This window comes from Streptomonospora mangrovi, assembly GCF_027604915.1.
GTDB classification, from domain to species: domain Bacteria; phylum Actinomycetota; class Actinomycetes; order Streptosporangiales; family Streptosporangiaceae; genus Streptomonospora; species Streptomonospora mangrovi.
This window is the reverse complement of the sequence record NZ_JAJAQC010000019.1, coordinates 1-24,670: the sequence shown is the minus strand read 5'-3', so window position 1 is coordinate 24,670 and position 24,670 is coordinate 1. Positions and strand designations below refer to the sequence as shown.

Here is a 24,670-nt window from a genome sequence, read left to right as displayed (position 1 = left end):
GACGATTCCCTCCGGGGAAACCGGGCCGCGGACGACCGCGACCGCTACGATGACGCCGCGCCGGACGATCTGCGATCCTGGCCCGATCACAGCCGGGCTGGTGGGGTGACGATGACGGAACTCGAACTGAGCGACGACGACGGAAGCGGCGACTTCGCCGCGGTCGCCTACCGCGAGGAGAACTACTGGGACGTCTACCTGCTGCCGGTGGCACTCACCCAGGACTTCAAGGGCGTGCTGCACGCCCTCCGACAGCAGCCGAGCATCAGCGGCGCGATCGGCCTGCTGTCGATCGGTGACGACTTCTTCGTCATCGTGCGCGTCTACGGCGACGACGTCAGCCTCTTCCTCTCCGACGTCACGGCCTCGGTCGACTGGCAGGTGGCGCGCGACGTGCTGGAGTACCTCGACATCGACGTCCCCGACGACGAGGACCTCGACCAGGTCCTGCCCGCCGGCGACATGTCGATCCTCGCCGACCTCGGCCTGGACGAGATGGAGCTGGGCGCGCTCGCCGGCGACCTCGACCTCTACCCCGACGAGGTCCTGGCCAGCATCGCCGAGCGGATCGGATTCCAGCAGGCGTTCCAGCGTGCCGTCGACACGATGGGGTAAGGACTCCTACCGATCGGTCTAGGACGACGACGGGCCGCCCCCACGGCCCGTCTGACGCCCGCGAGAGGGGACGGGAGAGCGGTGGCGATCTTCTCGGCGGTCTTCTGCCGCGGCCAGGACGACGACGAGTGGAGAGGTGTCGGAGTCGAGGGCGACCTCGCCGAGGCCGGCACCATCGACGACATCGCCGACACCATGCGCGACGTGTCCGGCGCCGCGGCCGAGGGCACGATGGTGCTGCTGGTGGAGGCCGACGACGAGTGGTTCGCGGTCGTGCGGGTGGACGACCACACCGACCCCCGCGTCTTCCTCTCCGACGTGCGGGTGGTGCACGAGCACCCGGTGGCGGCGCTGCTCCAGGAGAGCGGCGGCATCGAGGCGCCCGAGCAGACCGAGGGCACCGGGCAGAAGCCCTACCCGGTGCCGGGCGGCGAGCCCGAACTCCTGGCCGACCTCGGCGTCCCGGCCGGTGACCTGGTGTCGCTGACCACCGGCGGCGGGCTGCTGCCCGGCGACGTACTGGCCGAGATCGCCGAACGCGCCGGCTTCGCCGAGCCCCTGGACGCGCTGCGCCTGTAGCGCCGCGCCGCAAGATCAAGAAGGAGTGCCGCGCAGGTAGGTGCGGGGCCGCGACAAGGAATAAGGGACACACCACGAGGGGCATGAAGCGAGCCGATATCGACGCCGCGCTGCGCCTGGCGCTCGCCGAGAGCGCCCGCACCGCCGAGTCCGGTGACGTCCCCGTGGGCGCCGTGGTCCTCGACCCCGGCGGCCAGGTGCTCGGCACCGGCCACAACCGCCGCGAGGCCGACGCCGACCCCACCGCGCACGCCGAGGTCCTGGCCCTGCGCGCCGCCGCGCGCGCCCGCGGCGAGTGGCGCCTGGCGGGCTGCACGCTGGCGGTCACCCTGGAGCCCTGCACCATGTGCGCGGGCGCCGCCGTACTGGCCCGCGTGGACCGCGTGGTCTACGGCGCCCGCGACCCCAAGGCCGGCGCCGCGGGCTCCCTGTGGGACGTCCTGCGCGACCGCCGCCTCAACCACCGCCCCGAGGTGCTCCCGCCCGACCTCGTCTCCCCCGAGGTCGCCGACGCCTGCGGCGCCGTGCTAACCGGGTTCTTCGCACGCCGCCGCATCCGGTAGCATGGTCGGCGGTGGAGTCGCCTAGTGGCCGATGGCGCTCGCCTCGAAAGCGAGTAAGGGGCAACCCTTCGTGGGTTCAAATCCCACCTCCACCGCCACACCCGCCCGTTCACCCAGGTGAACGGGCGGTTTTTTCATGCCGTGCAGCGGCCCGCCGCGCCGTGGTGCACATCCATCGCACACCGAACCGGGGACGTCCTCGTCGCTCCTAGTCGGCCAGATCCCAGGTGGCCGTCGTGTCACCGCCCGTGACCCACACCGTCTGCGTGTGGCCGTCGGTGCGGATACGAAACCGCTCCTGCGGCGGACTCCCCGCATCGCGCCACAGGCGCACGGCCGCCTCGACACCGTCCCACAGGCGCACCGGCCCGATCTGCCGAACGGCCCAGCCCCCGCCGGGCTCGGGCGTGAGCGAGGCGGCCGCGCCGGTCGCGGCGTCGAAAAAGTACTCGACCCAGGGGCCGCCGTCGCCCCGCCGCGACCGCCATTGCGCGCCGGGCGCGCCGAGTTGCATGACGAACGCGCCGGTCCAGTCGTCACGGAGGTCCGGCGGCACAACGGCGGGGCGCGGCCGGACACCCGCGAGCGCCGCGACAACCTCGTCCCAGCGTTCGCCGTTGACCGGGGGTGCCGCCTGCGGCCGGGCGATCATGAACGAGACCGTTCCGGGCAGGAACCGGCCCTCGGCCGTCCCGTCGGCACCGACCTCCAGCAGAGCGAGCCCGTAGCCGTGCAGCCAGCCGGAGACCGTGACCAGGATGCGCCCGCCGGGGCGCGTCTGGTCGAGCCATGCGCGCGGGACGCGTCGGACCGAGCACGTCGCGATCACCCGGTCGTAGGGCGCGTGCGCGGGGGCGCCGTCGAGGCCGTCGCCGATCACCAGGCGCGGGGCATGCCCGGCGCGGCGCAGCGCGGCGGCGGCACCGGCCGCGACGGCGGGGTCGACCTCGACCGAGGTGACCTTGTCGTCGCCGAGCCGGTCGCACATCAGCGCCGTGGAGTAGCCGGAGCCCGTGCCGATCTCCAGCACGGTCGCGTCGTCGTCGAGGTCGAGGTGCTCCAGCATCCGCACGACCAGCCCCGGCACGGTTGAGGAGGAGGTCGGATCGCCGCCCACCGGCTCGGCCACGTCGCGCGGCGCCACATGCCCGTCGAGCTGGGTCACCCAGGTCTCGTTCCGGTAGGCGAGGCCGAGCCATCGGGCGGTGTCGCGGCCGCCGCTGACGGGAGCCCACAGGGTGCCCCGGCCGGGGGTGTCGGCTCTCTCGAAGAACTCGGGCACGAACAGGTGGCGCGGCACCCGTTCGACCGCGCGGCGCCATCGGGGAGAGCGCAGGACGCCCGCGCGTTCCAGTTCGTCGGCGAGCGCGCGCCGCAGGAGGGCGGTTCGGGCGTCGGAGAAGTCGGTCACGCGGTCCCCCGTTCGAGGAGGTCGGCGAGCGCGGCGGCCATCGGGAGACCGGTCTCGTCCTCCAGCCACGCCCATTGACCGTTGGGGTTGCACTCCAGGAACACGGCCGCGCCGTCCGGCCGCAGCGCGAAGTCGAAGCATCCGAACCGCAGGCGGAAGCGCTTGAGGAACGCCGCTGTCAGGTCGGCGAGTCCGGGCGGCGGGTCGGTGGCGGTGTAGGTGAGCGCGTCGTAGTCGTACCTCCAGTCCACGAGGTCGCCGCAGTCGATCCGCACGCAGAACACCCGGTCGCCGATCGCGGTGGCCCGCAGGTGCTCAACGGCCGGCACCTTGGCCTGGAACAGGTGTGCCGTGCCGGCGACCGACTCGTCCAGCTCGGCCGGATCCACCTCGGCGACCCAGATCGTTCGCGCCTGACCGTCCCGGTGGTAAGGGCTCGCGCGAAGCGGCTTGTAGACGATCGGCCCGTGTTGGGCGGCGAACGCGCGGGCCTGGCCGAGGTCGTTGGTGATCAGAGTGGGAGCCACGGTGAACCCGAGGTCGGCCGCCGCGGCGAGCTGGGCGGGTTTGAACTCGGCGTCGGCGATGGCGTGCGGATGGTTGACGTAGAGACAGCCCGGCAGGGACGCCAGCACGCCCCCGAAACCGTAACGGGCTTGCAGGGCGGCGAAACGGGCGTCCTGCTCGTCAAGGCCGGGAAAGGCGAAGCCGCGCGGACGCCGGTAGTACAGCGACCGGACGGCGCCAAGCTCGGCCTCGCGGGTCGCGGTCGCCATACTCCCGTTCAGCCCGCCGCCGTCGATCCTCGCCGCCAGGGTGAGGGTGTGCGGGAACTCGGCGGGGTCGAAGCGCACGACCGGCACGTCGCGCCGGTTGAGTTCGGCGACCACGACGTCGGCCGTCGCGTCATCGGGTTGGGTGACAACCAGCACGGGCCGCGGTTCGGCCATCAGTCCTGGTCGCTGTCTTGCGTGTGGTCCTCGTCGACGCTGCTCCTGCCGTCGCCGTCACCCCTGTTGGTCCGGGTCTTGTCCTCGGTGCCCGTGTTGGACTTCTTGTGCTTGGCCACGATCAGTTCGCCGTCGTCTCCAGCGCCCAGTTGCGTCGCGGGGTCGATCCGCGTCGCGACGAACCCGACGTCGGTGGTGTGCCGGTAGAGCGCCATGCGGCGCAGACTCCACGGGGCCACGGCGGTGGGAGCGTCGGGGCGGGGCGTGCCGGTCGGGAGACGGTCCGCGTTCTGGAACATCGGGGCATCAACTCCTGCGAGGCGTCGACGGGGTTCTGACTTTAACGCCTATCGCGAGAAGTTGTCAGGAGTTCCGACAAGAGGGACCGGGTCCTGCGGACGGCGGTCAGACGGGCAGCCGGTAGTGCAGTTCATACAGGTGAGTGCCCTTGACCAGGACCGACACCTCGACGGGGCGGTCCGCGTCGGTGTAGACGGTGCGGAACTGGCGGAGGACGGGGACGTTCGGGAGCGACAGCAGGTCGGCTTCTTCGGGTGTCGGCATTCGGGCCGACACCTTGTCGACGTGGTAGCGCTGGGGGTGTCCCGCTTCGGCCAGGACGCGCTGGGCGCCTTCTCGGATCCGTCGGGGCCCGGCCAGTTCGGTGCCGCGAGCCAGGCTCAGCGGGTAGTACGACCAGTCGACCTCGACCGCGTGGCCGGCATGCCTCAGCAGCCGCTTGCGAAGTTGCACGCGATCGTCCGCCGCCTGCTCAAGCGCCTTGGCGACCTCGGGCGGCGGGGTGACCTCGGCTACTTGGAGCAGGTCGTAGGAGTAGCCGCCCGGCTCCGGCGCGAAGTAGGCTCCCACCTCCACCCGGAACGGCTGGCGGTCGCGGACGAACACGCCCTTGCCCTGGCGGCTGGTGAGGTAGCCCTCGCCCTTGAGCACCGCCAGCGCCTTCTGGACCGTGGTGTTGGCGACGCCGAACTCCTCGACCAGCCGCGCCGTCGACGGGAGTCGGGTCCCCGGTTCCAGGTCGCCCGCCATGATCCGGGCCCGCAGGTCCGCCGCCACCTGCTCGTAGGGCGGACGCTCGTCGGCTCGCCGTGCCACCGGTCAGCCCGCGATCAACCGGTAGCGCAGGCGGCGCCCTTCGGGGACCATCGCCATCACCGACACCTCGAACGGTCTCCCCTCCGCGGTGAGGCACGTCCGCCGCAGCACGATCACCGGCGCCCCTGCCGCCAGCCTCAGTTCGGCGGCTTCCCCCTGTGTCGCGCCGCGGACCTCGATCTCCTCCCGCGCTTCGTGCACCGCGTACCCGAGGTCGGCGAGCAGCGTCACGGCCCCGCCCTTGATCTTCCCCGCCTCGGCGAGCGCCGTGCCGGCCGCGATGTCAGCCGGGTACCAGGAGTCGGTGAGTTCGACCGGCCGGTCGTCCAGCGACATCGTGCGTCGCCGGACCACCGCCGGAGCCCCCTCCGGCAATTCCAGCGCCCTTGCCACCTCGTCGGGCGGCGTCTCCATGACGACCTCGCGGATCCGCTGCGTGCCGGTGCGTCCCTCCTGGGCCGCTTCGCGCGACCAGGGGTCGGCGTCGCCCTCTCGCCGAGGAGTCAGGTACGGCACCGAGGTTGCGGTCCACACAGCGCGCTCCTCACTGGCTGGCATGCCCATCGCGAGAACCATTATGGACGCGCCTCCTGCCAAGGCGGGGACCGACCGACCCGGGATCGCCGCTCAGCGGTCGCTCGCGGCCACCACCGACTCGGCGGTGCGGACGACCTCCGTCAGGCGGTGGTGGTGGGCGCCGGGCCAGTAGACGCGGCCGCAGGTGTCGCAGCGGGTGAAGGTGTCGTAGGTGCGCCGGGTGCCGGGTTCCAGGAGGTGGGCCACGGACTCCTTGGCGGCCGGGGACACCGTGCCGTTGCACGCGGGGCAGCGGGTCCAGGGGGCCAGGGGCGGTGCGAAGCGATCGAGGACGTCGCGGAACTGGTCGTCGGGGCCGTGCCCGCGCACGTAGGCGCCGGCGGTGAGGTCGCGGCGGTGCAGGAGGCGGCGGTCCTGGGTGAGCAGGGCGCGCCGGTCGGTGTTGGCGGTGGCCACGAGCGTGTCGTCGTCGAGGTCGTTGCCGTAGGCGGTGTCGACGCCGACCAGCCGCAGGCGGCGGGCCAGGGCGCCCAGGTGGACGTCGAGGAGGAAGCGCGGCGCGAACGGCAGCGGCTGCGGGCGGGCGACGCCGGCGACCTCCACCGTGCCGCCGGGCGCGGGCCGGTGGGAGTCGGGTACCGCGCGCCCGTCCACGGCCAGCCGCCCCACCTCGGTGAGCGGCACGCCGAGCGACTGCACCAGGTGGCCGAGCGTGGCGGTGGGGTCGTGGACCGCGCGGACCTCGCCGCCGCGGTGCGGGTGCGGCAGGAAGAACCGCAGGTCAGCCGCGAACAGCAGGCGCACACCGGGCCGGTCCATGCCTCCAGGATGCCAGCTCCCCGTCCGCCGCGCCCGGACGCCGGCGGCGCGGGCCGGAATGGCCGTCCGCGACGGGGGAACGACGAGGGTCCCCCCCACCGTGGAGGTGACCGTGCTTCCCCCCTACCCGATGCAGCGGCTGCGGCTGTCCGCCCTGCGCCACCCCGCGAAGGCGGCTGCGGCGGCCGCGTCGCTCGCCGCCCCGGCCGGGGCGGCGGTCTTCGCCGTCTTCGCGCTCGTAGTCCCCGGCACGATGGCCGTGGCCTGGCCGTGGGCCGCGCTGCTGGGAGGTGTGCTGACCGGTGTGTCCACCGGCGTGTGCTGCCTGGCCGCGCTGCGGCGCGTGCGGCGGGCGGGGGCGGTGGACCCCGCAACCGACGCCCGGACGCTGCACGCGGCCGAACGGGTGCTCAAGGAGGGCCGGCCCTCCGGTGTCCCCGACGTGGACCGGCTGGCGGCCGCGCTGCTGGAGGCGTCCGTCCGCGGGCCCCACCCGGCGCTGACCCTGGCGCTGTTCGTGCCCATCGCCCTCGCCGACGGCGCGCTGCTGGCCGTGGCCCTCGCCGAGGGGGACACCCGCCAGGCGGTCTTTTTCGGGGTGCTGGCGGTGTCCATGGTCGGGCTCGGCGTCTTCTCGGCGGTCGCGGGCGCGCGTGAGCGCCGCAGGCGGAGGTGGCTGGAGCCCGCGTTCGGGCTGCCCCGGCGCTGACCCCGCTCGCGCGGTCCGTCGCTCAGTCGGCGGCGGGCCGGTGCGGGGCGGCCTCGTGGAGGCTGCGGTAGACGGGCATCAGGCGGTCGATCTGGCAGATTTCCAGCACGCGGCGGACGGCGCTGTGGGGCGCGGCGACGCGGATGCGGCGGCCGGTGGCGTGGGCGGCGCGCTGGGCGTCGACGAGCACGTGCACCGCCGCGGAGTCGCAGAAGACGGTTTCGGTCATGTCCACGATGACGGGCCCCGACGCCGTCTCCAGCAGGGCGGTCAGCCGGTTCAGCAGCTCGCCGCGGTTGTAGACGTCGATCTCCGCCGGCATGGCCGCGACGACGGGCCGCCGATGGGAGTGGAGCGAGGATGCGAATGCCGTGACCATACGACCGGTGTCCCTTGGATCCGTGGGCAGGAGGAGAGGCCAGTGGGCCGGACCGGACCGCCCTTTCGGCGGCCTCCCCCATGTCTACCAACCGCCCTCTCAAGCCATGGCAAACGCCGGTTATGAATCTGCCATCGACGGGGGTGTCGGGCGGTTCACAGCCAATTCCATGTTTGCCGGGCCCTATGGCGGGCAGCGAAACCATGGGTCCGGAGGCGCGGCCCCAAAGTACGGAGACCGACCATTTCGGCGGTCGTCCGCCAACCGCTTAGTCCCATCATCGGATCGGGCTCGGCTTCCGGCAGGTGAGTGATGAAACAGCCCACGCAGATCGTCGCCAAGGTCGACTACATCGCCCGCGGCGCAATTGTGACCGTGCCGCAGAGCATCGAGCCGTGGCACTGCATGTGCCTGCGCGGCCAACTCCTCTGGCTGCTCAACGAGCGCATCGAGGAACTCGTCATCGACTTCAGCCCCACCATCTCCTGCGCCCCCGGCATCGCGGAGGTGATCGAGCGGGTGCAGACCCGCACCCAGGCGCACGGCGTGCGCCTCTCCCTCGTGCTGACCCCCGACTCCGCCGCCGCGCGGGCGCTGCACGGCACCGGTCTCACCCGGCTGCTGCGCGTCCACCCCGACCGTGCCGTGGCCGAGGACCACCTCCACCGCGCCGCCGGCGCGCCGGCCGCCGCGCGCGGCTCGGGCCGGCTGCCCTCGCCGCGCGACCCCGGCGTCGTCCCCCAGGCGTCCTGACCCCCGTCCCTTCCACCCCGCCCCGCTGACCTCCACCCCCGCCCCTCAAGTCCCCGACCTCGGCGCCGCCGCGCCGGCCGCTGGGCGGCCCGCGCCCGCGGCCCGGCGGGACGCCGGGGCTTACGCCGCCGTTCGAGCGCGGCGCCCAAGGGCCGGTTGCACCGGCCCGCGCCGCGCCCGGCGGGCGGCGCCGTTCCCGTGGCGGCGGCCCGTGGACAACGGGCAAGAAATGCGCGCGGGCAAAAGCCCCCTTTTCCCCGGTCGCGGCAGAACACACCACCTATTGCCGCCCCATCGGTGTGGCGTACCGCAAAGCGTAAATATCCGGTAAAGCGGGAAGAAGTGGTAGCGGGCCGCTGTGCGGACAGGGAAGGGGCACGCCCTGAATGGATCCGACGCCGCTGTACCTGGAACCCCGCCTGGACGAACCCCTGGCGTCGCTGGTGGAATCCGCGGAGTTCCTGCACACGCTCACCGACGCGCTCGGATCCCCGCTCAACATCCTGCTGCCCGACCAGGCCGCCGCCAATGTCGAGCGTTTCCGCGCGGTGTTCCGCCGGCACAGCCTCAGCGGTGAGATCTGCCTCGCGCACAAGGCCACCCGCTCCAGCGCCGTGGTGCGGCGCCTGGCCGCCACCGGCGCCGGGATCGACGTCGCCTCCCTGGGCGAACTCCAGCACGCGCTGGGCGCCGGGTTCACCGGCGACCGGATCGTGGCCACCGGCCCCAAGGACCCCGACTTCCTGTGGCTGGCCGCCCGCACCGGCGCCGTCGTGCACCTCGACGGCCTGGCCGAACTCGATCTGCTCGCCGAACTCGTGCGCAAGCACGGCCTGCCCCGCACGCGGGTGCTGCCCCGGCTGTCCGGGTTCGCCTCCGCCGGCGTGCGGGTGCGCAGCCGGCGCAGCCGCTTCGGCGTGCCCGCCGCCGGCCTCGACCGCCTCATCGACGCCCTGGACCGCCACCGCGACGCCGTCGATCCCATCGGCACCGCCTACCACCTCGACACCACGAGCCTGGACGAGAAGGCGCTGGCCTTCGAGGGCTGCCTGGTGGCGCTGGACGCCCTGCGCCGGCGCGGGTTCGCCCCGCGCGCCGTCGACATCGGCGGCGGGTTCGGCACCGGCTACCTGGCCGACGCCGCGCAGTGGGAGCGCTACACCACCGAGCTGCGCCGCGCCGTCCTCGGCGAGCGCCAGCCCCTGACCTGGGGCGGCCACGGCTACGGCCTGCGCGCCGAGGGCGGCACCCTGCGCGGCGCGCTGGGGCTCTACCCGGCCCACCGGCCGCTGTCGGGCCCCGACTACCTCGACCGGCTGCTCGCCCGCACCGCGCCCGGGCTCGGCCGCGGCCTGGGCGCGCTCCTCCTCGACAGCCTCGGCGACCTGCGGATCGCGCCCGGCCGCGCGCTGCTGGACCAGTGCGGCCTCACCCTGGCCGCGGTGGCCGAGGTGCGCCGCGAGGACTCCGGCGACACCGTGGTGCGCCTGGCCGCCAAGGCCGACGACATCGGCCTGGAGGACCACGGCGTGCTGGTCGACCCCGTCGTGGTGCCGCGCGCCCCGGCCGCCGACCCCGCGCCGGCGGCCGTCTACCTCACCGGCAGCCTGTGCCTGGAGTCCGACCTCATCACGCGCCGGCTGGTCCACCTGCCGCGCCTGCCCCGGCCCGGCGACCTGCTCGCCTTCGCCAACACCGCCGGCTACTGCATGGACTTCGGCGCCACCCGCGCCCAGGGCCGCCCCGGCGCCCGCAAGGTCGCCGTCCACCGCGACGCGGGCCGCTGGCAGTGGTGCCTGGACGACCGCTACTGGCCGATCGGCCGCACGGGAGGCACGCCGGCATGAGATACGACAGCATCACCGACGCCATCGGCGACACCCCGCTGGTGCGGATCGCCCCCGAGGTCCACGGGCTGCGCAACATCGACCTCTACGCCAAGCTGGAGATGCTCAACCCGTTCGGCTCGGTCAAGGACCGCGCCGCCTGGAACATGGCCCGGCCCCGCATCGCCGACGCCCAGGCGCGCGGCGCCACCGTGGTCGAGCTGTCCAGCGGCAACACCGCCAAGGCGCTGGCCGTGATCGCCGGCATGCACGGCCTGCGGTTCAAGAGCGTCACCAACCGCATGCGGGTGCCCGAGATCAAGGACCTGCTCCTGCTGCTGGGCGCCGAGATCGAGGAGCTGCCCGGCCAGACCGAGTGCCTGGACCCCGGCCTCGCCGACGACCCGCTGACCGCCGTGCACCGCGAGCTGACCGCCATGGGCGACGCCCACCTGCACACCGACCAGTACTTCAACGAGCGCAACACCGAGGCGCACGCCGCCGGGACCGGCCCCGAGATCATCGCCGACCTCGACGGCCGCGCGCCCGACTGGTTCGTGGCCTGCGTGGGCACCGCCGGGTCCTCCACCGGCGTGGCGCGGGTGCTGCGGGCCCACGACCCCGGGGTGCGGGTGGTGGGGCTGGTCGCGGGCAAGTCCGACTTCATCCCCGGCATCCGCGACATCGACGAGGTGCGCGAGGTCGGCCTGTTCGACCCCGCCGCCTACGACGCCATCGACGCCGTCAGCACCGACGACGCCGTCGAGGGCATGGTGACCCTGATGCGCCGCTGCGGGATCCTCGCCGGCCCCACCGGCGGCGCCGCCTACACCGGCGCCGTGCGCCGGCTGCGCGCGGTGGACGACACCCTCACCGAGCGCGCCACGGCCGTGTTCATCGTCTGCGACCGGGGCGAGAGCTACCTGGGCTACGTCCGGCGCCACCGCCCCGAACTGTTCGGCCGCGCGGCCGCCGACCCCAACACCGTGGCCTCGGTCAGCGCCGCCGAGGCGGAGTCGGCGGCGGCGCTGGACCCGGCCGCCGCGCGGGAGTGGATCGCCCGGCGCCGGCCCACCGTGGTGGACCTGCGCAGCCCGTTCGCGTTCCGCGCCCTGCACATCGAGGGGTCGATCAACATCGTCGACGAGGTCTTCGGCGAACTGGTGCGCGGCGGGCTCCCGTTCGGCCGGCGCCAGCCGGTCCTGCTGGCGTGCCCGGTGGGCGAGCAGTCCGCGCGCTACGCCGCGCTGCTGGCGCGCATGGGCCACGAGGAGGTCTACAGCCTGGCCGGCGGGATCATCGGCTGGCGCGACGCGGGCGCGCCGCTGGTGGCGGACTGACGGTCCCGCGCGGCGGGCGCGGGCGGGCGCCGCGGCGAGGGCCGGCGGCGGGTGGGCAGGCAGCGGGACGCGCGGCGGAGGGGACGGCCATGACCGGGCACAGGACGCGGCGGGAGCGGCGGGCGACGGACGCGGCGGCGGAGTTGGCGGAGTGGCAGCGCCCGCTGCGCGCGCAGTTCCCCATCATCGCGGGCAACCCCGACCTGGCCTACCTGGACAGCGCGGCCACGGCGCAAAAGCCCGAGGCGGTTCTGGAGGCGGTGCGCGCCTACCTCACCACCGCCAACGCCAACGCCGCCCGGGGCGCCTACCCGTGGGCCAACGCCACCACGCGCATGGTCGAGCGGGTGCGCGAGCGGGTGAAGGCGTTCCTGGGCGACCCCGACCCCGCGACCTCGGCCGTGCACTTCACCGGCGGCACCACCGAGGGGCTGCGCACGGTGGCCCGCGACTGGCTCACCGCCTACCTGCGCGACGGCGACGAGATCGTGGTTCCCCCGGCCGACCACCGCGCCAACCTCGACCCGTGGCTGGAGGCGCGCGACCTGCTGGCCCGCCAGGGGGTGCGCGTGGCGGTGCGGGAACTGCCCTACCAGGCGTCCTCTGGCGACTACGACTTCGCCGCCCTGGCCGCCATGGCCGGGCCGCGCACCGCGTTCGTGGCGGCCACCCACGTGCACCACGTCTACGGCGTGGACATGAACATCGACCGGCTGCGCCGCGCGGTGGGCCCCGGGCCGGTGATCTGCCTGGACGCCGCGCAGAGCGTCGGCCACCTGCCGGTCGCCCTGGACCGCCTCGACGTCGACTTCGTCGCGTTCTCCGGGCACAAGGCGCTCGCGCTGCCGGGCACGGGCGCGGTGTGGGCGCGCCAGGCGCGCGGCCCGGCGTTCCACCCCGGCGGCTGGAGCGGCACGCCCAACACCGCCGGGATCGCCGGCCTGGAGGCGGCCCTGGACTGGCTGGAGGCCGCCGGGCCCGACCGGATCGAGCGCTGGTGCACCGCGCTGGCGGCCCGGCTCACCGATGCCCTGCGCACCCTGGACGCCTACGAGGTGCTGGGCTGCGGGCTGAGCCTTGCCGCCGACTCCCCGGTGCAGCACCGGGTGGGCATCGTGGCGTTCCGCCACCGCGCGATCTCCTCGGGCGACCTGGGGTTCGTGCTGTTCAGCCGGGGGTTCATGGTGCGCACCGACAGCCACTGCCAGGCCGGCGCCGAGGAATCCGACGGCTCGGTGCGGGTGAGCGTGCACGTCTACAACACCGTCGAGGAGATCGACGCCCTGGTCGCGGTCCTGGCGGAGCTGAACTGAAGCGAGGTGTCCTCGACGGGATTGCGGGGAATCACCGGTGAATGTAGAACGTTAACGTCATAATCGCAGGGTGAAGTGGACCGTCATCCTCGTTGAAGAAGTACATGCATGGCTCATGGAGCTTGTCAGGACCGATCCGAAGACCGCAGAACTCGTGGCAGCCGCGGTGAACGTGCTCAGCGCAGAAGGCCCGGCTCTCGGCCGCCCGCTGGTCGACAGCATCAGACACTCGAAGCTGCATAACCTGAAGGAGTTGCGTCCTGGCTCAAGCGGCGGGACCGAAATCCGCATCCTGTTCGTGTTCGATCCCGACAGGCAGGCCGTTCTCCTCGTCGCCGGCGACAAGAGCGGGCAATGGCGCACCTGGTACAGGGAGAGCGTCGCGTTGGCTGAAAGGCGCTATGAGAAGTGGCTGAACGGTGGGTACCAGAGCGGCGAAGGGAGTTGACCGGCGTGACCCGGGACTGGGCGGACGTCAGAGCCGAGCTTGAGGCTTCGGGCGCGATCGACACGGAGCGTGTCCAGGCTCTTGAGGCCGAAATGCGAGCGGAGGTGCGGGCATACCGGCTGGCGGAGATCCGACGGGCGCACGGAATCGGCCAAGACGCCCTCGCCAAGCAGTTGGGGATCTCGCAGTCGCGAGTCTCCCGAATCGAACGAGGCGATCTAGACCGATCGGAAATCGCCACCGTGCGCGGCTACATCGAGGCGCTCGGTGGCGAAATCCATATTGTGGCGCGTTTCGGCGATGAGAGCATTACCGTCGCATAGGAGCCTCTCCCAGGGCGGGGGCGGGGCGGCGCAGGACCGCGAACGCCACCGCGAAGGCGGCGGCGATCAGTCCGCGCCGACCGCGAAGGCCAAATGGTAGCCGCCGGTGAGGGCCGCGGCGGTGTCGGCGCCGGCCTCGGCCAGGGCGTCGGTGCGGGTGAGCGTGCACGTCTACAACACCGTCGAGGAGATCGACGCCCTGGTGGCGGTCCTGGCGGAGCTGAACTGAAGCCGGCCGGGCGGCCGCACCACCTCGGTGGCGCGGCCGTCCGGCCGGCTCGCGGGCTCAGCCCTCCTCGACGTCCAGGGCGGTGCCGTAGAGGCGGGCGACGCGCAGGCGCAGGACCACCCGGTGCTCGGCCACCTGCTGGGCGAGGAACGCCGCCTCGGCCTCGGGGCTCTCCAGCGGAGGGATGAGCGAGAGCAACTCCCGGCCGACCTCGTCGCCTGGGACGGTGGTCTCCGCCGACACCTCGGCCTCGCCCTCGGCCACCGCGAACGCCCACGGCCCGGCGCTGACATGCAGCGCCACCCGGGGGTCGCGGCGCAGGTGGCGCACCTTGAGCCGGTCGGGGGTCGCCGACACCCGCACCACGCGCTCCTGGGGGCTCCAGTGCTGGAGCACGGTCGACATGTGCGGGTGGCCGGACTTCTTCACCGTGGCCAGCACGCCGAAGCGCTGCTCGCCCAGCAGGTGGGACAGTTCGTCGTCGGTGAGCACGCGGGGCTGCGGGCCGGCGGGTGCGGCGGTGGTGTCGTCCATGGTCGTGGGCTCCTGTCAGGCGGTGGGAGGGGGCGGAGTGGGTGGGGTGGGGCTGTCGGGTGGAGCCGCAGGTCAGCCGCGCGGAGCGGACGCGGCGGGTCGGGGGCGGCGCAGGACCGCGAACGCCACCGCGAAGGCGGCGGCGATCAGTCCCGCGCCGACCGCGAAGGCCAGGTGGTAGCCGCCGGTGAGGGCCGCGGCGGTGTCGGCGCCGGCCTCGGCCAGGGCGTCGGTGCGGGCGGCGGCCAGGGTCGACAGCACCGCCACGCCCATCGCCATGCCGATCTGCTGGGTGGTGTTGAACAGGCCCGAGGCCAGCCCGGCGTCGGCCTCGCGGGCGTCGGACATCCCCAGGGCGGTCAGCGCCGGCAGCGCCAGCCCGAACCCGGCGGCCAGCAGCATGACCGGCAGCAGGTCGACGGCGTAGTCGGCCTCCACCGGCACCCGCACCAGCAGCGCCAGCACCCCGAACAGCAGCACCAGGCCGCTGAGCAGGACGGCGCGCTCCCCGTGGCGGGAGATGAGGCGGGGCGCCACGGCCAGCGACACCACGCCGATGACCAGGGCGGCGGGCAGCATGGCCACGCCGGTCAGCGTGGCGCCGTAGCCCAGCACCCGCTGGAGGTAGAGGGCCACCAGCACCTGGAAGGAGAACAGCGCGGCCACCATCAGCACCTGCACCAGGTTGGCGCCCCACACGCTGCGCGAGCGCAGCACCCGCAGCGGCATCAGCGGGGTCCGCGCGGTGGCCTGGCGGAGGACGAACCCGGCCAGCAGGAGCAGGGCGAGCGCGCCCAGGCCCAGGGTGGAGCCGGCGACGCCGTGGCCCTCGATCCGCACCACGGTGAAGATGGCGAGCATCAGGCCGGAGCTGATCAGCAGCGCGCCGAGCACGTCGGCGCCGCCCTCGCGCGCGGCGGGCCGGTCGGCGGGCAGCACCGGCAGCGCGACCGCGATCGCGGCGACGCCGATCGGCAGGTTGATCAGGAAGATCCAGTTCCAGGCGAGCGCGTCGGTGAGGACGCCGCCGAGTACCTGGCCGATGGACGCCCCGGCGGCGCCGGTGAAGCTGAAGACGGCGATGGCGCGGGCGCGTTCGCCGGCATCGGTGAACAGGGTGATGAGGATGCCCAGGGCGACCGCCGAGACCAGGGCGCTGCCGACGCCCTGGACGAGGCGGGCGGCGATCAGCACGGCCGGGGTGCCGGCGGCGCCGGCCAGCGCCGAGGCCGCGGTGAACAGCGCCATGCCCGCGAGGAAGACCCGCTTGCGCCCGACCAGGTCGCCCACCCGCCCGGCGAGCAGCAGCAGGCTGCCGAAGGCGACCAGGTAGGCGTTGACGGTCCAGCTCAGCCCGGCGGCCGAGAAGCCGAGGTCGCTCTGGATGGCGGGCAGCGCCACGGTGACGATGCTGCCGTCCAGGACCGACATCAGGACCGCGGACGACAGGACGCCCAGGGCGATCCAGCGCCGGCGCCCGGCCGGAGCGGTGTCGGTGGCGGCGGCGGTGTCGGTCGCGGCGGCGCCGGTGGAAGTGGGTAACGCGGTGGTGGCGGACATTGCTCTCCCCGTCCTCGGTGGTGACGAGAAGAACCATAGCAGAATGTTTTGTTGTAGACGATCTAGTGCGGACCTTTTTCGCTAGACCGTCCGCTGGCGCGCCCGGCGCACCGGCTGCGGCTGCTCCACCGGCTCGGCCAGATGCCCCTTGGTCAGCCGCTCCAGTGCCCGCAGCAGCACCACGCGCTCGTCCTCGGGCAGCGACTCCAGGGCCTCGCGGTGCACCCGGTCGACGATCCGCTGGCTGCGGTGGGCGACCTCGGCCCCGGCGTCGGTCACGGCGATGACCCGCGCCCGGCGGTCGGTGCTGGAGGGCCGCCGCTCGGCCAGGCCGGCCTTCTCCAGGGCGTCGACGGTCACCACCATCGTGGTCTTGTCCATGTCGCCGATCTCGGCGAGCTGGGCCTGGGTGCGCTCCTCGCCGATGGCGTGCACCAGCACGCAGTGCATGCGGGCGGTCAGCCCGATTTCGGCGAGGGCGGCGGCCATCCGGGAGCGCAGCACGTGCCCGGTGTGGTCGAGCAGGAATGAGAGGTCGGGCTGTTCGGCGTGGGGCGGTGCCATGGCGGTCATTCACCCAGCCTAGCAATCCGGACCGTAGCGGATTATTTCCAACGGATCGGGTGGCGGGCCGCGGCGCGCGTCCGCGCGGACGGTCACCCCTGGGCGTCGGGGGCGGCGGCGCCGTAGCCGGCCTCCACGGCGCGCCGGTCGAGCTTGCCCGCTCCGTTGCGGGGCAGCGCCGGTGCGACCACGGCCGAGCGCGGGATCTTGTAGGCGGCGATCCGCCCGGACAGGGAGGCGAGCACCCGCGCCGGATCGAGGCGGGAACCCGCCGCGGCCACCAGCACCGCGCGCCCGACCTCGCCCCACTCGGGGTCGGGCACCCCGATGACCGCGCAGTCGGCCACGTCGGGGTGGCGCAGCAGCGCGAGTTCGACCTCGGCCGGATAGACGTTCTCGCCGCCGGAGATGATCACCTCCTTGACGCGGTCGACGACGCGCACGGTGCCGTCGGGGGCCGCGCGGGCGGCGTCGCCCGTGCGCAGCCAGCCGGAGGCGAACGCCGCCGCACTCTCCGGCTCCCGGCGCCAGTACCCGGCCATGACGTTGGGGCCGCGGGCGAGCAGTTCACCGGTCTCGCCGGGGGGCGCGTCGGTGAGGTCGGGCCGCACCACGCGGACGTCGGTGAACATGTGGGGAACGCCGCCGAGTGCGGCGGCGGGGTCGGCGCCCGGGCCGTCCGCGCCCGCGCCGTCCGCTCGCGCGGCCTCCGCGAGCAGCACGCCGGGTCCCGCCTCGGTCAGCCCGTAGCCCCAGCGCAGGGGGAGGCCCCGGCGCGCGTACGCGGCGGCCAGGTCGGCGGGCACGGGCGCCCCGCCGCACACCGGCGTGCGCAGGCTCGACAGGTCGGCGCGGGGCCAGGCGGGGTGGTCGGCCAGCCGCCGGTACATGGTGGGCACACCGAACATCGCGGTGACGCGGTGCCGCTCGATGACGCGGATCGCCTCGCCGGGGTCGAAGGCGTCCATGAGGACGCAGGTGCCGCCCTTCAGCAGCACGGGCAGCGCCAGCATCCCCAGGGCGCCGGCGTGGAACAGCGGTGCGGCGACCAGGGCGACCTCCCCCGCCGTCAGGTCGGTGTCGACCAGCACGTTGACGGCGTTCCAGGTGAGGTTGGCGTGGGTGAGGACGGCGCCCTTGGGCCGGCCGGAGGTGCCCGACGTGTAGAGGACGACGCAGGGGGTTTCCGGGGAGACGGGTCCGGCGGCCGCCGGAGCGGGGGAGGGCGCCGGCGGCTCCGCGAGGTCCGGCGGGTCCACCGTGCCCGACGTGTCCAGCCGGAGCATCGGTGGCGGCGATGGCGCCGGCAGTTCCGGGGCGGGGCCGGTGTGCAGGAGGAGCCGGGCACCGCAGTCGGCCAGCACGAAGGCGGTCTCGGGCGGCGCCAGGCGGGTGTTGAGCGGGACGAACACCGCGCCCAGCAGCCCGGTCGCGAAGAAGGCGGTGAAGAAGGCGGGCTGATTGGGGCCGAGGAAGGCGACCCGGTCGCCGCGCCCCACGCCCCGGTCGCCCAGCACGCGGGCGAGGCGGCGGGCGCGGTCGTACAGGGCGGAGTAGCAGGTGGCGGAGTCGCGGTGGACCAGCGCCGTGCGGTGCGGGGTGCGCCGGGCCCGGCGTTCGGCCCAGGACGCCACGCTCAGGTCGTACACGGCGCCGCCTTCCGCCGGACCGGTCCGCTCACGCCACGTGCGAAAACGCCGTGACCTCGATCGATCACGTATAGTATCATGATGATTACTTTACGTTCCCACGACTGGGGGAGAGGGCTGTGGCCACTGCCGGACCGGGCACTTCGCTCCTGATGGACGTCCGCCTGCGGCTCAGCCCCGCGGCGGAGGAGGTGGACACCCGGGGGGAGCCCCCGGTGTGGCAGGCCCCCCTTCCCGACGGCTCCCGGGTCTGGGTGGCCACGGGATACGACACCGTGCGGACCGCGCTCACGGCGCCCGCGTTCCGCAAACCCGTCGTGGGGGGCGGCGAGCGCTGGGAGCGCTACCTCCACTTCACCGACCCCCGGACCACCGGCTCCATCGTCCGCAGCATGCTCAACGCCGACGGCGACGACCACCGCCGTCTCCGCGCGCTGGCCGCCCCGGCGCTGGCCCCCGACCGCCTGCGGCAGGCCGCCGCCCACGCCGCGCGGCTGGCCGACCACCAGCTCGACCTCGTCAGCGCCCACGGCGGCGCCGACCTCGTCCACGACTTCGCCCACCCCTTCGCCGTCCGGGCGGTCACCGCCCTCTACGGCTACCCGCCGGAGTTCACCCGCCGGGTGCTGGAACTCCCGCGCTGGGCGCCCGCGCCGGTGTTCGCGCCCGCCGGCTCGCCCGACCGGGAGCGCTACGGCGTCGAACGCGAGGCCATGTGCGCCCTGCTCCGCGACCTCGTGGCCGCCAAGCGGCGCGCGCCGGGCCCCGACCCCGTCAGCGAGATGATCGCCCGCGCCGACTCCGACGGCCTCGACGACGGCCAGCTCACCTCCACCCTCTTCCTCCTGCTGGTCGCCGCCTACGAACCCGTCACCGACTTCCTCACCACCAGCCTGTACTCCCTGTGGCACCGCCCCGGCCTCCTCGCCGACCCCGACTCGGTGACCGCCGGGCTGGCCGAACTCCTGCGCTACACCAGCCCCCTGGCGGTGACCATGCCGCGCTTCGCGGCCGAACCCGTCGAGCTGGGCGGTGCGCGGTTGGCGGCCGGCGACGCGGTGGTCCTCCACCTCGCGCTCGCCAACCGCGACCCCGCGCGCTTCCGCGATCCCAACCGCCTTGACCTCACCCGCCGGGTCGACCACGACCTCGTCTTCGCCCACGGCCCGCACTTCTGCCTGGGCACGCACCTGGCGGTACCGCTGTGCCGCACCGCGCTGGAGGCCGTGCTGCGCCGGCTCCCCGGGCTCGCCCCGGCCCAGCCGCTGGACCACCTGTCCTGGCAGCCGGGGTCGTCCGGCCCGCTCTCCCACCTCCACGTCACCGCGGGGCTGCGGGAGCTGCCCGTGGTCTTCGAGCCGCAGCCGCCCCGCCGCCCCGCCGCGGAAGCCGCCGTCTGATGCCCCGCGTCACCGGCCTGGCCGTGCTGACCGCCTACGGCAGCGGCCCCGAGGCGCTGTGGGACGGCCTGCTCTCGGAGAAACCGGCCACCACCGCGGTCACCCGCTTCGACACCACCCGCCACCGCGCCCACGACGCCTGCACCCTGCCCGGCACCCCCGACCTGTTCGCGGAGCTGGAACGGCTCGTCGCCGAGGCGTGCGACCAGGCCCGGCTCTCCCGCGCCGAACGATCGCGGACGCCGCTCATCGTCGCGGTGCACGCCGGCGCCGACACCGCCGACCGGCTCACCCGCCTCGCGGCGGCCTGCGGGCTGCGCGAGGTGCTCACCGTCCACACCGCCGCCTGCGCGGCCGCCGCGTCCGCCGTGGCCGAAGCCGCCCAGTTGGTGGCCGACGGCGCCGAGGACCGGGTCGTGGTGGCGGCCGGCAGCTTCGTGGACGCCAGCATGTTCGCCGCCTTCGACGACGCGGGCATCCTCGCTCCCTCAGGTGCGGCCCGGCCGTTCAGCGCGGGGCGCGACGGCCCCGTCCTGGGCGACGGCGCCGCCGCCGTGGTCGTGGAGCGCACCGGAACCGTGCGGCCCTGGCTGCGCGTCGCCGGATGGGGCAACGCCGCCGAGGGCTACCACGTCTGCCGTCCCCACCCCGAGGGCACCGGCCCCGCCGCGGCCATCGCGGCGGCGCTGCGCCGGGCCGGCGTGGGCCCCGAACGAATCGGCTACGTCAACGCCCACGCCACCGCCACCCCCGCCTTCGACGCGGGCGAGGCCGCGGCGATCCTGCGCGCCCTGGCGCCCCACGGCCCCCACGTGCCGGTCAGCTCCACCAAGGCGCTGCACGGCCACTGCCTGGAGGCGTCCGGCCTGGTCGAGCTGGTGGTCTGCGCGCTGGCGCTCCACCACGGCGAACTCCCCGTCAACGCCGGCCACCTAGGCCCCGACGACGACTGCGCCCTCGACCTCGTCCTAGACCGCGGGCGGGCGCCGCGCGCCGACCACGCGCTGAGTCTGAACACCGGCTTCGGCGGTGTCAGCGCCGTCCTCCTCCTGGCCAAGCCGTGAAGCGAAAGGGTGCCATGCACGTGACGGTGCGGTCCGAGGGCCGGTGGCCGCCGCCCGGCTCCCCCGGGGAGCCGCCGCCCCCCGTCCCCCGGTTCGAGGCGTCCGCGTTCGCCCCCCTCCTCCTGGCCGCCGCCGAACGCTGCCTGGGAGCCCACTACGGCGCACCGCCGGTGCCGCCGGAGGCGGGGCGGCGTACCGCGCTCGTGCTGGCGGCCACCCGGGGCGACGTCGCCACCCAGGCCGCCATCGACGACGCGGTGGCGCGGGGCCGGCCCGTGGCCCGGCAACTGCTGTTCCAGAACGTCCCCAGCACCGCGCTCGGCCACCTCGGCATCGTCTGGGGCCTGACCGGACCGCTGGTCACCACGCTCGCCATCGGCTCACCCGAGCACGCCGCGGAGGCCACCGCCGCCCGGATCCTCGCCGCGGGGGACGCCGACCACGTCCTGGCCGTCGCGGTCGATCCGACCGCGCCCGGCACGGCGACCGCCCGGCTGCTCGCCGGCGGGCGATGAGCCCCGCGCACCACACGCAACGACCACCGTCAGCAGCGACGACCGCAAGAGGCTGTTCATGACCATGACCCCGCAGGCCCGGACCACAACGGCCGAGCTGTGCTTTCCCGCGAACCTGACCCCCGAGGCACTGGAGACGGCGGCCGACCCCGTCCTGGTCCGCCTTGACGAGGGCTCCCGACTCGCGGTCGAACGGTGCCACGACTACCTGCACCGCTGCCTCGCCGAGGGGCGCGAGATCTACGGCGCCACCACGGGGTTCGGCCCCCTGGTCGGCTTCTCCGGGCAGGACGAGGCGGCCGACCAGTGCGAGAACCTGCTCTGCCACCTCGACGTGGGCCAGGGGGCCGACCTTTCGCCGGGCGTCGCCCGCGCGGCGCTGCTGGCCCGGCTGTGGAGCCTGGCCCACGGCCGGTCGGGGGTGGCGCTGGACGTCGTCGACGCCCTCAGCGCGACCCTCGCCACCTCGTTCGCCCCGGCCGTTCCCGAGTACGGTTCGGTGGGCGCCAGCGGCGACCTCGCCCCCATGGCCCACGCGGTCCGCTCCCTGCAAGGGCGCGGCGACGCCTACCTCGGCGCGGTGCGCATGCCGGCCGCCCGGGCGCTGGCCGAGGCCGGGCTGGAGCCGCTGTCCCTCAGCGGCCGCGACGCGCTGGGGCTGGTCAACGGCACCCCGGTCACCGCCGCCGCGGCGGGGCTGGCCCTTGCCGCCCTCACCCGCTCCCTGGCCACCGCCACCGCGCTGACCGCGCTGCTGGCGGACCTCCTCGGCTGCCGCACCGACTTCACGGTGCCCGAACTCTTCACCGCGCTCGGCCACGACGACACCGCCCGCCAGGCGGCCGACCTCCGCGCGCACCTGGCCGGCCACCGCCCCGGCGGCGAGCGCGCGCTCCAGGAGCCCTACACCCTGCGGTGCGCGCCGCACCTCATCGGGGCCGCCGCCACCAGCCTGCGGCACGCCCGCCAGGTCGTCACCGACGACCTCAACGGCGTCAGCGACAACCCGCTCTTCTTCTTCGAGCGCGACCTCATCTGCCACGGGGGGAACTTTTTCGGCCAGCAGGTCGCCTTCGCGGCCGACCTCATGTCCATCACCGCCGCGCAACTGGGCAACCTCGCCGAGCGCCAGCTCGACCTGCTCATCGACCCTCGCCGCAACGGCGGCCTCAACCCCATGCTGGCCGAGCAGCCGGGGCGCGACCACGGCGTCCAGGGGGTCCAGCTCGCCGCCACGTCCCTGGTGGTCGCCATGCGCCGGGCCGCCGTTCCCGCCGCCATGCAGAGCGTCCCGACCAACCACCACAACCAGGACGTCGTGCCGTTCGGCACCCAGGCCGCCCTCACCGCGCTGGCGCAGGCGCGGAACCTGCGGCTGCTGCACGGCTCGCTCGCCGTGGCCCTGGCCCAGGCCGCCCGCGTCGGCGCGCGCCGGCCCAGCGCCCCGCTCTGCGCCGAACTCCTGGACGTCCTCGACACCGCCGTGGCCGGCGGCTCCCCGTGGGCCCAGCAGGTCCGCGACACCGCCGACCTGCTCGACGCCGTGCAGCCGCTGGAGTCCCGGCTCCAGGCGGGTCAGCCGTGAGCCGCCGGGGCGGCTGAGCCCTCCGGCGGGCGGCCGAGGCGGAGACCGAGACCGACTGAGACTGAGACTGAAACTGAACCTGGACAAGGCGAAGGCCCCGACCGCGCACCCGGTCGGGGCCTTCCACTTGCCTGGTCACAGGCGGCGGAGGATACGAGATTCGAACTCGTGAGGGGTTGCCCCCAACACGCTTTCCAAGCGTGCGCCCTAGGCCACTAGGCGAATCCTCCACGGACAACTCTACATGTCGCGCACGGGTGCCGCGAACGGATTGGGCGCCCCCAACCAGCACTCCGGCGGGCGGTCCCGGTCCTGTGGCGCGATGGTGCGCGGCGGGCGCGGGGGTCGGATAGACTGGGCGGCAGACCCCTCGTGCGGCGTCACCTTATGAACCTCCCCAGGGCCGGAAGGCAGCAAGGATAAGTAAGCTCTGGCGGGTGCGCGGGGGGTCCTTTTCTTTGGTCCGCCCCCGCCGCACCGCCGCCAACCCGTGCGGGCTGTCGCAGGTACAGGGTTGAATGGGAGCGCGGACCCGCCCGGGCACAACCCCGTCGTGCCGATGGCCGCAAACGCGCCGGTCCGCGGAGGGAGCAGTGAGCGCGCCGTGAGCATCGCGCTGTATCGCAAGTACCGGCCCGCGACGTTCGGCGAGGTGCGCGGGCAGGAGCACGTCACCGAACCGCTGCGCCAGGCGCTGCGCAACGGCCGGATCAACCACGCCTACCTCTTCAGCGGCCCGCGCGGCTGCGGCAAGACCTCCAGCGCGCGGATCCTCGCCCGCTCGCTCAACTGCGAGCAGGGGCCCACCCCCGATCCCTGCGGCACCTGCGAGTCCTGCGTGGCGCTGGCCCCCGACGGCCCCGGCAGCATCGACGTCATCGAGATCGACGCCGCCTCCCACGGCGGTGTGGACGACGCCCGCGACCTGCGCGAACGCGCCTTCTTCGCCCCGGTGAACTCCCGCTACAAGGTCTACATCATCGATGAGGCCCACATGGTGACCCGCGAGGGGTTCAACGCCCTGCTCAAGCTGGTCGAGGAGCCCCCGCCGCACCTGAAGTTCGTGTTCGCCACCACCGAGCCGGACAAGGTCATCGGCACCATCCGCTCGCGCACCCACCACTACCCCTTCCGGCTCATCCCGCCCAGCACCCTGCGCGAGCTGATGGAGGAGATCCTCAAGGACGAGGGCGTGCCCTTCGACCCCGCCGCGTTGCCGCTGGTGGTGCGGGCCGGCGCGGGATCGGCGCGCGACTCCCTGTCGATCCTGGACCAGTTGCTGGCCGGGTCCGACGACCGGGGCATCACCCGCGAGAGCGCGGTGGCCCTGCTGGGCTACACCGACGCCGGCCTGCTCGCCGACATGGTCGACGCCCTCGGCGCGGGCGACGGCGCCGCCGTCTTCGGGCTCATCGACCGCGTGGTCGAGGGCGGCCACGACCCCCGCCGGTTCACCGCCGACCTGCTGGAGCGCACCCGCGACCTCGTGGTGCTGGCGGCCGTGCCCGACGCCCTGGACAAGGGCCTGATCAACGTCGCCCCCGACACCGTCGACCGCATGCGCGAGCAGGCCGGGCGCATCGGCCCCGCCCGCCTCACCCGCGCCGCCGACATCCTCAACCAGGGGCTCACCGACATGCGCGGCGCCACCTCGCCCCGGCTGCTGCTGGAGTTGATGTGCGCGCGGATCCTGCTGCCGGGCGCCGCCGCGCAGGGCGGCGACGACACCGGCGCGCTGCTGGCCCGCCTGGAGCAGGTCGAGCGCCGCCTGGCCGCCGGCGGCCCGCCCGTCGCCGCCCAGCCCGCGCCGGCGGCACCGGCACCCGCCCCGGCCGCACCCGTGGCGCAGCGCCCCGCGCCCGCCGCACCCGACCCCGCGCCCGCCGCCC

27 protein-coding genes, 2 tRNA genes and 1 other RNA gene are annotated in these 24,670 nt (G+C 74.3%); 18 read left to right on the top strand and 12 right to left on the bottom strand.

All coding sequences use genetic code 11. The features are described from left to right. Positions 1–111 precede the first annotated feature (111 nt). The 4 genes from LG943_RS13160 (at position 112) to LG943_RS13145 (ending at position 1,855) form a co-directional block, all read left to right on the top strand. Positions 112–615: a tRNA adenosine deaminase-associated protein gene (locus LG943_RS13160; RefSeq protein WP_270072548.1), complete on the top strand. Its 504-nt coding sequence runs from the start codon at positions 112–114 to the stop codon at positions 613–615. 81 nt (positions 616–696) lie between these two features. Continuing rightward, entirely contained in the window at positions 697–1,194 is a 498-nt protein-coding gene (locus tag LG943_RS13155; RefSeq protein ID WP_270072547.1) for a tRNA adenosine deaminase-associated protein, read from the top strand. An 83-nt stretch (positions 1,195–1,277) separates the two neighbouring features. Then, positions 1,278–1,757, top strand: a complete 480-nt coding sequence (locus tag LG943_RS13150; protein ID WP_270072546.1) for a nucleoside deaminase — start codon at positions 1,278–1,280, stop codon at positions 1,755–1,757. Positions 1,758–1,767: 10 nt separating this feature from the next. Then, positions 1,768–1,855, top strand: a tRNA-Ser gene (locus LG943_RS13145). 110 nt (positions 1,856–1,965) lie between these two features. On the opposite strand, the gene tgmC is transcribed toward LG943_RS13145, so the two are convergent. From tgmC to LG943_RS13115, 6 genes are all read right to left on the bottom strand, one after another. After that, entirely contained in the window at positions 1,966–3,168 is a 1,203-nt protein-coding gene (gene tgmC, locus LG943_RS13140) for an ATP-grasp peptide maturase system methyltransferase (RefSeq protein ID WP_270072545.1), read from the bottom strand. Next, complete coding sequence (gene tgmB, locus LG943_RS13135) at positions 3,165–4,118, bottom strand: ATP-grasp ribosomal peptide maturase (RefSeq protein WP_270072544.1); 954 nt, start codon at positions 4,116–4,118, stop codon at positions 3,165–3,167. The genes tgmC and tgmB overlap by 4 nt, the downstream gene beginning before the upstream one ends. Then, entirely contained in the window at positions 4,118–4,417 is a 300-nt protein-coding gene (gene tgmA / locus LG943_RS13130) for a putative ATP-grasp-modified RiPP (RefSeq protein WP_270072543.1), read from the bottom strand. The genes tgmB and tgmA overlap by 1 nt, the downstream gene beginning before the upstream one ends. Positions 4,418–4,523: 106 nt before the next feature. After that, complete coding sequence (locus LG943_RS13125; RefSeq protein ID WP_270072542.1) at positions 4,524–5,234, bottom strand: GntR family transcriptional regulator; 711 nt, start codon at positions 5,232–5,234, stop codon at positions 4,524–4,526. Between the two features lie 3 nt (positions 5,235–5,237). Beyond that, positions 5,238–5,810 (bottom strand): GntR family transcriptional regulator, encoded by a 573-nt coding sequence (locus LG943_RS13120; protein ID WP_270072541.1) that lies wholly within the window; start codon positions 5,808–5,810, stop codon positions 5,238–5,240. 51 nt (positions 5,811–5,861) lie between these two features. Further along, entirely contained in the window at positions 5,862–6,590 is a 729-nt protein-coding gene (locus LG943_RS13115) for a Mut7-C RNAse domain-containing protein (RefSeq protein WP_270072540.1), read from the bottom strand. Between the two features lie 106 nt (positions 6,591–6,696). Here LG943_RS13115 and LG943_RS13110 point away from each other — a divergent pair, with 106 nt between their 5' ends. Continuing rightward, on the top strand, positions 6,697–7,299 hold the full coding sequence (locus LG943_RS13110) for a hypothetical protein (RefSeq protein ID WP_270072539.1): 603 nt from the start codon (positions 6,697–6,699) through the stop codon (positions 7,297–7,299). A 22-nt stretch (positions 7,300–7,321) separates the two neighbouring features. Here the strand turns inward: LG943_RS13110 and LG943_RS13105 are convergent, their stop codons facing one another. Then, the gene (locus LG943_RS13105; protein WP_270072538.1) at positions 7,322–7,678 is read right to left on the bottom strand and encodes an STAS domain-containing protein; all 357 of its coding nucleotides are present in this window, start codon (positions 7,676–7,678) and stop codon (positions 7,322–7,324) included. 312 nt (positions 7,679–7,990) lie between these two features. On the opposite strand from LG943_RS13105, the gene LG943_RS13100 reads away from it, so the two are divergent. From LG943_RS13100 to LG943_RS13070, 7 genes are all read left to right on the top strand, one after another. Next, positions 7,991–8,431 carry an STAS domain-containing protein gene (locus LG943_RS13100; RefSeq protein WP_270072537.1) on the top strand — a complete coding sequence of 147 codons (441 nt, stop codon included), beginning with the start codon at positions 7,991–7,993 and terminating at the stop codon, positions 8,429–8,431. A 386-nt stretch (positions 8,432–8,817) separates the two neighbouring features. After that, positions 8,818–10,278, top strand: a complete 1,461-nt coding sequence (locus tag LG943_RS13095; protein ID WP_270072536.1) for a type III PLP-dependent enzyme domain-containing protein — start codon at positions 8,818–8,820, stop codon at positions 10,276–10,278. Continuing rightward, complete coding sequence (locus tag LG943_RS13090; protein ID WP_270072535.1) at positions 10,275–11,597, top strand: pyridoxal-phosphate dependent enzyme; 1,323 nt, start codon at positions 10,275–10,277, stop codon at positions 11,595–11,597. The genes LG943_RS13095 and LG943_RS13090 overlap by 4 nt, the downstream gene beginning before the upstream one ends. An 89-nt stretch (positions 11,598–11,686) precedes the next feature. Next, positions 11,687–12,910 (top strand): aminotransferase class V-fold PLP-dependent enzyme, encoded by a 1,224-nt coding sequence (locus LG943_RS13085; RefSeq protein WP_270072534.1) that lies wholly within the window; start codon positions 11,687–11,689, stop codon positions 12,908–12,910. A gap of 70 nt (positions 12,911–12,980) precedes the next feature. After that, positions 12,981–13,358 carry a type II toxin-antitoxin system RelE/ParE family toxin gene (locus tag LG943_RS13080; RefSeq protein WP_270072533.1) on the top strand — a complete coding sequence of 126 codons (378 nt, stop codon included), beginning with the start codon at positions 12,981–12,983 and terminating at the stop codon, positions 13,356–13,358. A 5-nt stretch (positions 13,359–13,363) separates the two neighbouring features. Next, entirely contained in the window at positions 13,364–13,681 is a 318-nt protein-coding gene (locus tag LG943_RS13075) for an XRE family transcriptional regulator (protein WP_270072532.1), read from the top strand. Between the two features lie 106 nt (positions 13,682–13,787). Further along, positions 13,788–13,910: a hypothetical protein gene (locus LG943_RS13070; protein ID WP_270072531.1), complete on the top strand. Its 123-nt coding sequence runs from the start codon at positions 13,788–13,790 to the stop codon at positions 13,908–13,910. 57 nt (positions 13,911–13,967) lie between these two features. Here LG943_RS13070 and LG943_RS13065 read toward each other — a convergent pair whose 3' ends face one another. The 4 genes from LG943_RS13065 to LG943_RS13050 all read right to left on the bottom strand — a co-directional run bounded on the left by LG943_RS13065 (position 13,968) and on the right by LG943_RS13050 (position 18,217). Beyond that, positions 13,968–14,444 carry a TIGR03618 family F420-dependent PPOX class oxidoreductase gene (locus LG943_RS13065; RefSeq protein ID WP_270072530.1) on the bottom strand — a complete coding sequence of 159 codons (477 nt, stop codon included), beginning with the start codon at positions 14,442–14,444 and terminating at the stop codon, positions 13,968–13,970. A 72-nt stretch (positions 14,445–14,516) separates the two neighbouring features. After that, a complete protein-coding gene (locus LG943_RS13060; protein ID WP_270072529.1) occupies positions 14,517–16,004 on the bottom strand; it encodes an MFS transporter in 1,488 nt (495 codons plus the stop codon). A gap of 81 nt (positions 16,005–16,085) precedes the next feature. After that, positions 16,086–16,577: a MarR family winged helix-turn-helix transcriptional regulator gene (locus LG943_RS13055; protein WP_270072528.1), complete on the bottom strand. Its 492-nt coding sequence runs from the start codon at positions 16,575–16,577 to the stop codon at positions 16,086–16,088. 83 nt (positions 16,578–16,660) lie between these two features. After that, complete coding sequence (locus tag LG943_RS13050; RefSeq protein WP_270072527.1) at positions 16,661–18,217, bottom strand: acyl-CoA synthetase; 1,557 nt, start codon at positions 18,215–18,217, stop codon at positions 16,661–16,663. Positions 18,218–18,336: 119 nt separating this feature from the next. On the opposite strand from LG943_RS13050, the gene LG943_RS13045 reads away from it, so the two are divergent. From LG943_RS13045 to LG943_RS13030, 4 genes are read left to right on the top strand one after another with little or no spacing between them, the layout of a single operon-like run. Further along, entirely contained in the window at positions 18,337–19,617 is a 1,281-nt protein-coding gene (locus tag LG943_RS13045; protein WP_270072526.1) for a cytochrome P450, read from the top strand. Then, positions 19,617–20,681 (top strand): beta-ketoacyl synthase N-terminal-like domain-containing protein, encoded by a 1,065-nt coding sequence (locus LG943_RS13040; protein ID WP_270072525.1) that lies wholly within the window; start codon positions 19,617–19,619, stop codon positions 20,679–20,681. Before LG943_RS13045 ends, LG943_RS13040 begins: the two co-directional genes overlap by 1 nt. A 20-nt stretch (positions 20,682–20,701) precedes the next feature. Then, a complete protein-coding gene (locus LG943_RS13035; protein ID WP_270072524.1) occupies positions 20,702–21,196 on the top strand; it encodes a beta-ketoacyl synthase N-terminal-like domain-containing protein in 495 nt (164 codons plus the stop codon). A gap of 58 nt (positions 21,197–21,254) precedes the next feature. Continuing rightward, positions 21,255–22,781, top strand: coding sequence for an aromatic amino acid ammonia-lyase (locus LG943_RS13030; protein ID WP_270072523.1), 1,527 nt, complete (start codon positions 21,255–21,257; stop codon positions 22,779–22,781). A 145-nt stretch (positions 22,782–22,926) separates the two neighbouring features. Here the strand turns inward: LG943_RS13030 and LG943_RS13025 are convergent. Then, positions 22,927–23,011 (bottom strand) — tRNA-Ser (locus LG943_RS13025). 131 nt (positions 23,012–23,142) lie between these two features. Here LG943_RS13025 and ffs point away from each other — a divergent pair. Both ffs and LG943_RS13015 read left to right on the top strand, forming a co-directional pair. After that, positions 23,143–23,238: signal recognition particle sRNA small type (ffs, locus tag LG943_RS13020), an RNA gene on the top strand. Between the two features lie 147 nt (positions 23,239–23,385). Beyond that, on the top strand, positions 23,386–24,670 hold a 1,285-nt coding region (locus LG943_RS13015; protein ID WP_270072522.1), incomplete at its 3' end, for a DNA polymerase III subunit gamma and tau.